Source organism: Dyella sp. SG609, from assembly GCF_012275375.1.
Lineage (GTDB): Bacteria > Pseudomonadota > Gammaproteobacteria > Xanthomonadales > Rhodanobacteraceae > Dyella_D > Dyella_D marensis.
In genome coordinates, this window is record NZ_JAAZQJ010000009.1 from 107271 (window position 1) to 119070 (window position 11800).

Annotated in this window: 9 protein-coding genes and 1 tRNA gene; 4 read left to right on the forward strand and 6 right to left on the reverse strand. The window is 66.7% G+C overall.

Going from position 1 to position 11800, the window contains the following annotated elements:
• Nucleotide 1: 1 nt before the first annotated feature.
• Nucleotides 2-1012 (reverse strand): NAD-dependent epimerase, encoded by a 1011-nt coding sequence (locus FHW85_RS16305; RefSeq protein ID WP_168648945.1) that lies wholly within the window; start codon nt 1010-1012, stop codon nt 2-4.
• Nucleotides 1012-2289, reverse strand: a complete 1278-nt coding sequence (gene tviB / locus FHW85_RS16310) for a Vi polysaccharide biosynthesis UDP-N-acetylglucosamine C-6 dehydrogenase TviB (protein WP_168648946.1) — start codon at nt 2287-2289, stop codon at nt 1012-1014. The genes FHW85_RS16305 and tviB overlap by 1 nt, the downstream gene beginning before the upstream one ends.
• A 455-nt stretch (nt 2290-2744) precedes the next feature.
• On the opposite strand from tviB, the gene FHW85_RS16315 reads away from it, so the two are divergent.
• From FHW85_RS16315 to FHW85_RS16325, 3 genes are all read left to right on the forward strand, one after another.
• Nucleotides 2745-2990, forward strand: a complete 246-nt coding sequence (locus FHW85_RS16315) for a hypothetical protein (RefSeq protein ID WP_167254923.1) — start codon at nt 2745-2747, stop codon at nt 2988-2990.
• Nucleotides 2991-3310: 320 nt separating this feature from the next.
• Nucleotides 3311-3598 (forward strand): hypothetical protein, encoded by a 288-nt coding sequence (locus FHW85_RS16320; protein WP_168648947.1) that lies wholly within the window; start codon nt 3311-3313, stop codon nt 3596-3598.
• Between the two features lie 53 nt (nt 3599-3651).
• Nucleotides 3652-5394, forward strand: coding sequence for a GGDEF domain-containing protein (locus tag FHW85_RS16325; RefSeq protein WP_168648948.1), 1743 nt, complete (start codon nt 3652-3654; stop codon nt 5392-5394).
• A gap of 43 nt (nt 5395-5437) precedes the next feature.
• Here the strand turns inward: FHW85_RS16325 and FHW85_RS16330 are convergent, their stop codons facing one another.
• The 3 genes from FHW85_RS16330 to FHW85_RS16340 all read right to left on the reverse strand — a co-directional run bounded on the left by FHW85_RS16330 (nt 5438) and on the right by FHW85_RS16340 (nt 8844).
• Complete coding sequence (locus tag FHW85_RS16330) at nt 5438-6565, reverse strand: Fic family protein (protein ID WP_168648949.1); 1128 nt, start codon at nt 6563-6565, stop codon at nt 5438-5440.
• A gap of 155 nt (nt 6566-6720) precedes the next feature.
• Nucleotides 6721-6797: transfer RNA gene (locus tag FHW85_RS16335), tRNA-Arg, on the reverse strand.
• Nucleotides 6798-6945: 148 nt separating this feature from the next.
• Nucleotides 6946-8844 (reverse strand): M61 family metallopeptidase, encoded by a 1899-nt coding sequence (locus tag FHW85_RS16340; protein WP_168648950.1) that lies wholly within the window; start codon nt 8842-8844, stop codon nt 6946-6948.
• A gap of 269 nt (nt 8845-9113) precedes the next feature.
• Here FHW85_RS16340 and FHW85_RS16345 point away from each other — a divergent pair, with 269 nt between their 5' ends.
• A complete protein-coding gene (locus tag FHW85_RS16345) occupies nt 9114-9707 on the forward strand; it encodes an outer membrane beta-barrel protein (RefSeq protein WP_167254909.1) in 594 nt (197 codons plus the stop codon).
• A 76-nt stretch (nt 9708-9783) separates the two neighbouring features.
• On the opposite strand, the gene FHW85_RS16350 is transcribed toward FHW85_RS16345, so the two are convergent.
• The gene (locus tag FHW85_RS16350) at nt 9784-11688 is read right to left on the reverse strand and encodes a M61 family metallopeptidase (protein WP_168648951.1); all 1905 of its coding nucleotides are present in this window, start codon (nt 11686-11688) and stop codon (nt 9784-9786) included.
• Between the last annotated feature and the right edge of the window lie 112 nt (nt 11689-11800).

The window sequence follows — 11800 nt, forward strand, 5'->3', positions numbered from 1 at the left end:
GTCAGACCTTGTAGTACTCGCGATACCACGCCACGAACGCCGCGATGCCCTGCTCCACCGAGACCTTCGGCCGATAACCCACGGCCTCCACCAGGCTCGATACATCCGCCTCGGTCTCCGGCACGTCGCCCGCCTGCAGCGGCAGCATTTCCATGGTGGCCTTGCGCCCCAGGCACTGCTCCAGCACCTCGATATAGCGCAGCAGCTCCACCGGATGCTCGTTGCCGATGTTGTACAGGCGATACGGCGCCACGCCGCTGGTGGCCGGATCCGGATGCGTGGCATCCCAGGCCGCATCCTTGCCCGGCACCGTATCCAGCGCGCACACCACGCCTTCGACGATGTCGTCGATATACGTGAAGCTGCGCTTGTGCCGGCCCTCGTTGAACACGCGGATCGGTTCGCCCGCGAGGATGGCCTTGGTGAACAGGAACAGCGCCATGTCCGGGCGTCCCCACGGGCCGTACACGGTGAAGAAGCGCAAGCCGGTGGCAGGCACGCCGTACAGATGCGCGTAGCTGTGCGCCATCTGCTCGTTCGCCTTCTTCGTCGCTGCGTACAGCGTCAGCGGATGCTCGGCCGGGCGGTGCTCGGAAAACGGCAGGTCGCGATTGGCGCCATACACCGAACTGGTCGAAGCAAACACCAGATGCTGCACGGCATGCTGGCGGCAACCCTCCAGCACATGCAGGAAACCGGTGACGTTGCTGCTCACGTACACATGCGGATTGGTCGCCGCATAGCGCACACCCGCCTGCGCCGCCAGATTCACCACCCGCTCGGGCTTGTGCGTTGCGAACGCCTTCTCGATCGCCGCGCGGTCGGCCAGGTCCGCATGCACGTGCGTGTAGCCCGGATACGCCTGCACCCGCGCCAGTCGCGCCCGCTTCAAACCCACGTCGTAGTAATCGTTGAGGTTGTCCACACCGATCACTTCATCGCCGCGCGCCAGCAGCTTGCGCGCCACGTGCGAACCGACGAAACCGGCGGTACCGGTCACCAGCACTTTCATCACAGCCTCCCGTCCACCGCTTCGCGCGGCAGCACGTATTTCACGTCGTAGACCACCGACTCGGGCTTGCCGAACGCGCGGATGCCCGCGGCGCCCAGCGCCTTGAACTGGCGATGGCCCACGGCGACGATCACCGCGTCGTAGTGGCCTTGCGCCGGCGCGCCCAGCGTCGCCAACCCGTATTCGTGCTCGCATTCGGCCGCATCCACCCAGGGGTCGTGCACGTCGACCTGCGCGTTGTAGCCGCGCAGCGCCTGCACGATGTCGATCACGCGGGTGTTGCGCAGGTCCGGGCAGTTCTCCTTGAAGGCCAGGCCCAGCACCAGCACTTTCGCGCGCACCGGGTTGATGCCCTTGCGCACCATCAGGCGCACCACTTCGCCGGCCACGTAGGGACCCATGCCATCGTTGGTGCGCCGGCCCGCCAGGATCACATCCGGGTGGTGCCCTACTTCCTGCGCCTTGTGCGTCAGGTAATACGGATCGACGCTGATGCAATGGCCGCCGACCAGGCCCGGACGGAATGGCAGGAAGTTCCATTTCGTGCCCGCCGCTTCCAGCACTTCGAGCGTGTCGATGCCCAGCTTGTTGAACAGCATCGCCAGATCGTTCACCAGCGCGATGTTGAGGTCGCGCTGGGTGTTCTCGATCACCTTCGCCGCCTCGGCCACCTTGATGCTGCTGGCCTTGTGCGTGCCGGCGGTGATGATGCTGGAGTAGAGCGCGTCGACGTAGCTGGCCGCCTCCGGCGTGGAGCCGGACGTCACTTTCAGAATGCTGGTGACGCGGTGCTGCTTGTCGCCCGGATTGATGCGCTCGGGGCTGTAGCCGGCGAAGAAATCCTGGTTGAACTTCAGGCCCGAGCCGGCTTCCAGCAGCGGCACGCAGACTTCTTCGGTGCAACCCGGGTACACGGTGGACTCGTACACCACCACGTCGCCGCGCTTGAGCACCGTCGCCAGCATCTGGCTGGCCTTGACCAGCGGCCCCAGGTCCGGCCGCTTGGCCGCGTCGATCGGCGTGGGCACCGTCACTATGTAGACGTTGCGGTCGCGCAGATCTTCCAGCGCATCGCTGTAGCGCAGGCGCGCGGAGGAGCGCAGCTCGTCCGCATCCACTTCCAGCGTCGAATCCTTGCCGGCGCGCAGTTCCTCCACCCGCGCCGCGCGGATATCGAAGCCCACCGTGTCGTATGTCTTGCCGAATTCCACGGCCAGCGGCAGGCCGACATAGCCCAGGCCGACGATGGCGATCCGGGCCTCTTCCAGGTTCCGCATGCAGGGCGCCTTCCACAAAGAACGGCCTCGGCGGCCGCAACGACACAGGCTAACAGGAGCGGAGCGTATCGCGGCTGTGACGGCCGGCCGGCGGGTCGCTTTCGGCCGAGCCGCGGCCCGCCTTAAGTGACATCGACACGCCCCCGGGCCGCGCCTAACCTGCGTTTCCGCCCGCGCTTTGCAGGAGCGAAAGGCGAGTAACGAGGGCACAAGCCTGTGCGCGTACGTCCCCTGTCACGCGCGGCTAGGCTCTGTCGGCGAACCGGCCGGGCGTGTACGTGACGGCGCCCTCGCTACTCGCCTTTCGCTCCTGGCTTGCCTATCGGTGGAAAGCCATAGGCCAGGCATAGCCGGCACGAGGTAGAGGATTTCCCCGCGCGCCCGCGCAGAATCGGCGCCGAAGCTCACGCGAAGGTCCATCACGAAGGTCCATCACGCAAGGGGAGGTGGACATCATGCGCATCACGCCGGTCGCTTTGATCGAATTCCTCGGCCTGGCGCCCGCCGGCCGCGAAACCGCCGCGCCGAAGCGCCGCCCGCCGGGCGCGCTCGACTACCAGCTGCCGGGCCGCGACTGGGCCGCGCTGTTCGGCGGCATCGCCTGCCTGGGCGCCCTGCGGCCGATCGTGTTCCTGCACCTGGGCGCCGAAACCGAAGCCGAACCCGAGGCCGAAGCCACCATCTGGCATCGCATCCACTGAAGCCGCGCCCTGCCGGAAGCCACCCCGACCCCTGGCATACAAGCTGCTTCAGCGGTTTTTCCATCACACGCCGCGCAAAAAGCCGGGCTATGATGCCGGGGACCGTCCGCGCGGAGGCTCCATCGGTGCCGCACGGACCCAGGGTCGGGGGACATCGCAACGCTCCATGTCTGGCGCCGCCGCCGCGCGGCGGCGTTCCCGTTCCCTGCGTGCAGGTCGTGCCGGTTGTTCGCTCGAGCCGATAAAAAGCGGTCTCCATAAATGATGGCGCCGTACGCGGGCCATCGCACAAGCTGAAGAACGGATCACAGGGGGAGTACATGTCCGACATCATCGAGTTCCTGGAGCGCATGGGCGAAGACGCCCGCCTGCGCGATGCGTCCGCTGCCGAGCTGGAACTGGCCCTGGCCGGGGCGCGCCTGGAACCTGCGCACGAAGCTGCTGTGCAGGCCCGCGATGCCGCCGGCCTGCAGGCCCTGCTGGGCCTGGGTGCGCTGATGGCCGTGCAGTTGCCCGCCGAAGAGGAAGAAGAGCAGGAAGACGAGGGCGAAGGCGACGAACCGTCGCCGGCCGAAGAAAGCCTGCGGCGCGAGGCCGCCGTCGCGTGAACGCGCGCCCCGGCATGCGGCGCCTTTACGGGTTCCTCCTTGCCGGGGCCTGCATGCTGTGCCCGCTGGCCGCGGCCGACGCGGAAGCCGGCGCGGCCGACGCCCCGCCCGCCCTGCTGGAGGTAGCCGACAGCATCAAGACCTCCGACCACGGCACCTTCGCCAAGCTGCTGCTCCAGATGGAGCCGGAGGCATCGAAGCTGTCGCCGCAGCAGCAGTGGCACCTGCGCTACCTGAAGGCCTGGGACGTGGCCTACTACGGCGACTACGAACGCGCCGGCCCGCTGCTGGACGAGGTGATCGCGCAGGACGTCGACGCCACCCTGCGCTTCCGCGCCACCGCCACCTCGATCAACATCCTCGGCATCGGCCACCGCTACGAGGAAGCCTTCACCCGGCTGGACAAGCTCACCAGCCAGCTGCCGCAGATCACCGACAAGCGCGCCCGCCTGCAAGGCCTGGGCGAAGCGGCGCAGCTGCTGGTCGCGGCCGGCCAGTACGACCTCGCCGCGCAATACGCGGACGAGATGCTGAAGAACCTGCCGCCCGGCGAAGGCCCGTGCAAAGGCTTGTTCTTCAAGGCCGAGTCGGCCTATCGCAGCGAGAAGCCGAACGCGCGCGAGCAGCTGGACCAGGCCATCGACCGCTGCGTCTCCGTCGGCGAAACCGTCTACGCCAACACGCTGCGCGCCGAACTGGCCGTGGCCGACCTCGAGCGCGGCGAAGCCACCCAGGCCATCGCCGTGCTCACGCGCAACTACGCCGACGTGCAGCACGACGGCTACCAGACCCTGATCGCGCAGTTCGACGCGGCCCTGGCCAAGGCGCACCTGAGCCTGGGCAACCTGGCCGAGGCGCGCAAGCACGCGCTGGCCGCGGTGCAGAACAGCATCAAGGGCGAATACACCGCGCCGCTGGGCATGGCCTACCAGGTGCTGTACCGGGTGGCGCGCAAGCAGGGCGACCTGGCCGCGGCGCTGGCCTATCTCGAGCAGTACATGGCGGCCGACAAGGGCTATCTCGACGACGTCTCCGCCAAGGCGCTGGCCTACCAGGTGGTGAAGCAGCAGGTGCTGTCGGGCCGGCTGCAGCTGGACACGCTCAACAAGCAGAACCAGATCCTGCAGCTGCAGCAGGCGCTGGACCGCAAGGCGGTGGAAGCCAGCCGCCTGTACATCGTGCTGCTGCTGATGGCGCTGGGTTTCATCACGCTGTGGATCTACCGCCTCAAGCGCTCGCAGCTGCGCTTCATGTGGCTGTCGCGGCTGGACAGCCTCACCGGCATCTGCAACCGCAAGCATTTCATCGAAGAAGCCGAAACGGCCCTGCAGGCGGCGGCGAAGACGCGCCAGCCGGCCGCGCTGGTGATCCTGGACCTCGATCATTTCAAGTCGATCAACGACACCTTCGGCCACGCCGTGGGCGACCACACGCTCAAGCACATCGTGGAAGCCTGCCGCCCGCTGCTCAGCGCGCGCGAAGTATTCGGCCGCCTGGGCGGCGAGGAATTCGCCGTGCTGCTGCCGGACTGCACGCCCGAACAGGCCCTGGCCCGCGCCGAACAGCTGCGCGCGGCGATCGGCGCGCTGTCGCCGCTGGAAAGCGGCGAACTCTCCGTCTCCGCCAGCCTGGGCGTGGCCGACACGCACAGCGCCGGCTACGACGTCAGCGAACTGCTGGTGCGCGCCGACCACGCGCTGTACCGCGCCAAGAGCGAAGGGCGCAACCGGGTGGTGGCCACGTGGATGGGCGCGGCGGTAACGCGCGTGGTGGCGGGTGCGTCGGCGAGCGTTTAGCGCGCTGGGTTGAGAGGCTCCCGCGGACGCCTGCCGGCGAAGCTCAGTGCTTCACGTGATAACGCGTACTGCGGCCGCCGCCCAGCAGGCGCTCCAGGTAACCCTTCTCGACCAGGTCGGCCAGGTGGCGCGTGGCGGTGGCCTTGGACACCTTGGCTACGGCCTGGTATTTCGACGCGCTGATGCCCTGCTCGAAGCCGCGCTCGCCGCCATCGAGCAGGCGATTGAGCACCTTGAGCTGTTCCGGCAGCAGGCCCTGGTACGGGTGCTGCAGCCAGAAGCGCGCCTTGTCCAGCACGCGGTCGATGCGCTGCAGAGCCTCGTTCAAGCTGTGCTGCAAGGTGGCGAGAAACCACCGCAGCCACGGCGTGACGTCCAGCGTGGCCTTCTGGCTGGTTTCGAGCACGTGGTAGTAGCCGGCGCGGTCGGCCAGGATGCTGGCCGACATGGTGTAGAAGCGGATCGCCTGATGTTCGGCCTGCGCCAGGGCCAGGTCGGTGATGGCGCGGGTCAGGCGGCCGTTGCCATCGTCGAACGGATGCAGGGTGACGAACCAGAAGTGCGCCAGCCCGGCGCGCAGCAAGGGATCGAGCGCGGCGTCGCCGTGGCTGCTGTTGAACCAGGCCAGGAAGGCATCGAGCTGCACCTCCAAGCCGGCGCGGGGCGGCGCTTCGAAATGCACGATCGGCCGGTCGAGCCGGCCGGATACCACCTGCATCGGCTCGTCGCCGCGCAGGCTGCCCACGCGGATGGGCCGTGCGAGCAAGGAATCCTGCTGCGCGAACAGCCAGGCATGCCAGTCGAACAGGCGCTGCGCAGTCAATGGCTCGCGATAGCGCTGGGTCGCGTCGAGCATCAATTCGGCCAGGCCTTCGCTGCGCGGGGTGGTGGCCGCTTTCGCGTCCTGCACTACGCCCAGCCGCCGCGCGAGCGAGGAGCGCACCGAGGCCACGTTGAGGCGCTCACCCTCGATCGCCGAGGAGGTGATGATGTTCTGCAGCAGGGTGTCGAGTTCCCCTTCGACCTGTTCGTCGCCCGCGATCGCACCGGCCATGCCGAGCAGGCGGCCCTGCAACTGCTGGCAGGAGCGCAGCAGGGGCGCCAGCGTCCTGGCGTGCCAGCGGAAGGTGGGCCAATCCGGCTGTTGCCAGATCCAGCGGGGGTGATCCATGCGGCGGACTCCCAAAGGGGTGAGCCGATTACGCCACTTATTCGGCTCACGGAATGAGCCGATTATGGTCGATATTCGGCTCACGCGCCATGGGGCACCCACGGCCACGGCACCTGCGGCGCGACGGTATCGCGCTGCTTTTGATTCAAGGGAAATGGCGCGCCCGGAGGGATTCGAACCCCCGACCAATGGCTTCGGAAGCCACTACTCTATCCGGCTGAGCTACGGGCGCGTGGTGCGGCGAGGCCGCCGGCGGCCCCTGGGGCGGCGGCGGAGCGCGGAGTATAGCGGCTTGGAGCCATGCGTGCGACGAGGAACGCCGATAACGAAAAGGCCCGCCTCGCGGCGGGCCTTTTCGCGGCGTGAGCCCGATGGATCGCTCAGCGCGCCTTGAGCAGCTCCGAGAGCTGGTCCGGCTTGCCTTCGATGCGCTCCAGGTGCGGGTACTTCAGGCCGTCGTGATAGTCGATGCGCAGGGTCTGGTACTGGTCGAAGTTCTTTACCAGCAGTTCGACCGGCTTGCTCTTGTCCTTGGCCGCATCGGTCACCGCGTCCTTGACGGCGTCGCTGGAGAACTCCTTGCCGTTCACCGCCACGATCTTCATGCCCGGCGACAGGCCGGCCTTGAAGGCGGGGCCGTCCCACAGCACGTCCATGATGTCGCCGCCCTTGCCCAGCGACACGCCCAGCGAATACACCAGGTTGGCGCCGCCGAAGCGGGCCTCGGCCGCCTTCACCACCGGCGAGGGCTTGTCGTTGTAGACCAGCTTCCAGCCGTGCGCCTCGATGCCGCCGATCAGCGGACCGTGGCCGTCAAGGCGCTCGCGCAGGTAGCTGGCCCAGTCGAAGGGCTGGATGTCGTTGAGCGTCTTCACCACATCCTCGAAGGTGTAGGTGTTGACCGCCCACTCGCCATTGTTCATGCCGAAGAAGGCCTTGCCGAAATCGTCGATCGACTTCTTGTTGCCCGACAGCGAACGCAGCTTGCCGTCCACTTCCAGCCAGATCATCTGGCCGCCGGAGTAATAGTCCTCGCTCATCTGGTAGTTGCGGTAGGGCAACGGCCGGCGCTGCGCGATGATCGGATCGTTGGTGGTGTCCTGGATATTGCGCCACTGCTGCAGGCCCGGACGGCCCTTGTCGTAGTTGGCGGCGACGTTGGCGAGCATGTCGCGCGCTTCTTCCGGCTTCCACAGGCCCGAGCGCGCGGCCATCACATAGCCCCAGAACTGGGTCTGGCCTTCGTACACCCACAGCAGGCTGTCCTGCATCGGCACGTTGAAGTTCGGCGTGGACAGATCCGCGCCGCGGCGGTACTTGCCGTCCCAGGAGTGGTTGAACTCGTGCGGCAGCAGGTCGCGCGCCAGCACGTTCTTGTCCCACTCGGTGAAGTAGCCGGGACCCACGCCGTTCTCGCTGGAGCGGTGGTGCTCCAGGCCGTTGCCGCTCATCTTGTCGCTGAGCGAGAACAGGAAGTCGTAGTGGTTGTAGTGGTGCGCGCCGTACATCTTGTACATCTGCTGCACCAGGTTCTGATGCGCCTTCAGCTGTTCCGGCTTGATTTCCAGGTACTTCGGGTCATCGGCCACGATGTTGAGGAACACCGGCGTCTTGGCGCCCGGGTCCAGGTCCACGCGCTTGAAATACTTGCCGGCATAGATCGGCGAGTCGACCAGGTCGTCGAACTTGATCGGCTTGAAGGTCACCGTATCGCCGTCGCGCGAAGCCTGCTCCAGCGCGGTGCCGAACTGCCAGCCGGCCGGGAACTTCACGCTGGCCTCGGCCTGGATGCGGGCGGCGACATAGCCGGCCGGATACAGCGTGACCGTATTCCACTGCACGTTGAGCATTTCCGGCGTCATCACCACGCGGCCCTGGCGGGTGTCCTGCGGGGAGAGGAACTGGAATTCCACGTCCACGCTGCTGGCGCCCTGCGGTACGTCGACGTGGAAGGCGTAGACGTTGAGCGGATCGCGCGTCCACTTCAGCTCCTTGCCGTTGGCCGACACCTTCAGGCCCGCCAGCTTGTCGATCGGGCCGGACGGCGAATGGTTGCCCGGCAGCCACTGCGGATACAGCAGGGTCAGCGGGCCGGGCTGCGCCGGCACCGATTCGCGCACGCGGAAGATGCGGCGGGCGATGTCGGTGGCATCCACGCTCACCTTGAGCGTGCCGTTGAACGGCACGTCCTGCGGCGCCGGGACGTCGGCTTGAACGGCGAAGCCGCACAGGCCGAAGCCCGCGGCGAGGATGGCGGAAGCGAGGCGCGAAGCTTTCAAAACGGTCTCCTGATGGCAGACGCGCAACGCCCATGGGCGGACGTTGAACGGAATATGACCGTCCGATGCTAGACCGCGGCGGCATGCCGCACCCCCTGCCAGAGGTCATGCGGCAGGCTGAACCATGCCTTGCTTCAAATCCCGCCAGGGGTTTGGAAATGTAAAAACGCCCTTATCCTTCGTGGCCCGCGCTACCCCACGCGGGCCGCAGCGACGATTTCCCCCTCAGATCGCGCCGCGGAAAACCCAAAAAGAAAATGGAGTTCTCCATGAACAAGCTTCTGCTCTCGGCCGTGCTGGCCGCTGCTGCCCTGTCCCCGTTCGCTGCCCAGGCCGATGACGCCGCCAGCAGCAACCAGCTCAACAACTTTTTCGTGACCGGCAACCTCGGTCAGAGCAACTACCGCGTGGGCGGCCTGTCCGACAAGTCGGACGTGTTCCAGAGCGTTCGCTTCGGCTGGCGCTGGAACAACATCGTCGGCGCCGAAGCCGGCTACACCTCGCTGGGCCAAGCCAAGCAGTACATCGGCCCGGTCACCGTCGGCTTCCAGCCGAAGGCCGTGATCCTCGGCGTGAACGCCAAGTACGGCTTCTACGGCAACTGGTTCGTCACCGGCCACGGCGGCTACCTGCGTTCGCGCACCACCGCCAGCACCACCTACGGCGACCTGCGCGCCACCGAGAAGAGCTGGAACAACGGCTGGTACGCCGGCGTGGGCGTGGGCTACAACGTGACCGACAACGTCGCGCTGGCGCTCAACTACGACAACTACCGCGTGAAGTACGGCCGCGCCGGCGCCAGCCAGTCGCAGGCCAACGTCAACGTGGCGGCCTACTCGGCGTCGATCGAGTACCGCTTCTAAGCGCAGCTTTTCGCGCAGGCAACAAAAAAAGGGCGCCCCAGCGGGCGCCCTTTTTCTTTTCACCATGCAACGCGGGTTACTTCAGCGGCGCGGCAATCTGTCCCAGCCGGTCTGCCCCGCTTGCGCGCGTGAGGTGCGGATAGCGCAAGCCGTCGCGGTAGTCGATCGACACGGTCTGGAAGAACTCGTTGTTCTTCACCAGCAGCTGGATCGGCGTGCCCTTGTCCTTGGCCGCCTTGATCGCGTCCTTCAGCCCGTCGGCCGAGTAGTCGCGCCCGTTTACCGCGACCAGCTTCAGCCCCGGCACCAGGCCCGCCTTGAACGCCGGCCCGCCCCATTGCACGTCGGTGACCTTGCCTTCGCGGTTGAGCGCCAGGCCCATGCCGTACAGCAGGTTGACCGAATGGCGCACGCTCTCCATCGCCTTCTGCATGGACGAGGGCTGGTCGTTGTATTCCAGCTTCCAGCCCGCCTGCTCCACGCCCTGCTCGGGCAGCTTGTCGCCCGTGTAGTCCAGGCGCTCGTGCAGGAACTTGGCCCAGTCGTAGGGCTGCACCTTGTTCAAGGTGGCCACCACGTCGTCGAAGGTGTAGGTCAGCGGCACCTGGCTGCCATCCTGCACGCCGTGGAAGGCGCGCACGAAATCGTCCAGCGAACGCTTGCCGCCGCTGAGCTCGCGGATGCGGCTGTCCGCCTCCAGCCACAGCAGGGTGCCTTCCGGGTAGTAGTCGACGCCGCGCATGCGGTTGGCCCAGCGCGAACCCTGCGAGGAGGTGAGCTGCACCGCGTCGGCGGTGTCCTGCAGCGAACGCCACTCGCGGCCGGTGCGGTTGACCATCGCCGCCTGCGTCTCGGCGATCCAGTCGCGGTACTGCTCCGCCGTCCACATGCCCGAGCGCGCGGTCAGCACCTCGCCGTAGTAATTGGTGAGGCCTTCGTAGACCCACAGCAGATCGCCCTGCATCGGCACGTTGTAGTTCGGCGTCCACAGGTCGTGCGGCCGCCGGAACTTGCCGTTCCACGAATGCACGAATTCGTGCGGCAGCACGAAGGCCGCCGACAGATACATGTTGTCGTCGGTCAGGAAGGCCGGCGGCAGACGGTCATCGCTGGACTGCTGGTGTTCCAGCCCGAACGAGCCGTTGTGGTCAGACAGCGTCAGCAGGAAATCGTAATGCGCGTAATGCCGCGCCCCGAACAGCTTCACCGCCTGCACCGCCAGCGCCTTGTGCTGCGCCTCCTGCTTGTCGCTGAGCTTCAGATTGCCCGGGTCGTCGGCGACGATATCCAGATACACCGGCCCCTTGGCATCCGTGCTCAGCTGCACGCGCTTGAAGTATTCGCCCGCCACCAGCGGCGAATCCACCAGCTTCTCCAGGCTGACCGGCTTGAACGCCACCTGCGCGCCGCTCTGCCCGCTCACCTCCAGCGCACTGGCGAATTTCCAGTCGCGCGGCAGGGTCACCGTGGGCTGCACTTCGATGCGGCTAGCGTAGTAGCCGGCCGGATAGAACAGCACCTGGTTGAATTCGATATCCACCAGCTTCGGCGTGGCCGACCCGGTGGCGCCATACAAGCCGCCGCCCTCTTCCCCCGGCGCCAGGAACTGGAAATCCAGCTGCAGGCTGCTGGTGCCTTCGGGCACATCCAGGTTCAACGAGAACATATCGCGCAGATCGCGCCGCCACGGCAGCTGCTTGCCGTTGGCCGTAATCACCAGGCCACTGACGTTGTTGATCGGCCCCGACGGAATGTGCTCGCCCGGAATCCATTTCGGGTAATACAAGGTGAGCGGTCCCGGCTTGACCGGAATGGTCTGCGCGACCCGGTAGATGCGCTTGGGCGCATCGGTGACATCCATCTTGAGCGTCAAGGTCCCCGGATAAGCCTGATCCACCGGCTCCGCCACCTGCGCCTGCGCCAGCGGCACCGCGCCCAAAGCCAACGCAACCGACCACCCCAGCAACGTCCTGGCGAACATACGGCGTCTCCCCTTCGGTGAGTAATGCCCCGGGATGCTAGGCCGATGCGGTCGCCACACCGCATGCCAGAGGTCATGTGAAAAGCGGCCTCACGCGCGGCTTCAGCGCCCG

Bases quoted from the DNA above. Each gene is read 5' to 3' on its own strand.
- FHW85_RS16305 (WP_168648945.1), bottom strand. From the start codon at position 1,012: ATGAAAGTGCTGGTGACCGGTACCGCCGGTTTCGTCGGTTCGCACGTG.
- tviB (WP_168648946.1), bottom strand. From the start codon at position 2,289: ATGCGGAACCTGGAAGAGGCCCGGATCGCCATCGTCGGCCTGGGCTAT.
- FHW85_RS16315 (WP_167254923.1), top strand. From the start codon at position 2,745: ATGCGCATCACGCCGGTCGCTTTGATCGAATTCCTCGGCCTGGCGCCC.
- FHW85_RS16320 (WP_168648947.1), top strand. From the start codon at position 3,311: ATGTCCGACATCATCGAGTTCCTGGAGCGCATGGGCGAAGACGCCCGC.
- FHW85_RS16325 (WP_168648948.1), top strand. From the start codon at position 3,652: ATGCTGTGCCCGCTGGCCGCGGCCGACGCGGAAGCCGGCGCGGCCGAC.
- FHW85_RS16330 (WP_168648949.1), bottom strand. From the start codon at position 6,565: ATGGATCACCCCCGCTGGATCTGGCAACAGCCGGATTGGCCCACCTTC.
- FHW85_RS16345 (WP_167254909.1), top strand. From the start codon at position 9,114: ATGAACAAGCTTCTGCTCTCGGCCGTGCTGGCCGCTGCTGCCCTGTCC.
- FHW85_RS16350 (WP_168648951.1), bottom strand. From the start codon at position 11,688: ATGTTCGCCAGGACGTTGCTGGGGTGGTCGGTTGCGTTGGCTTTGGGC.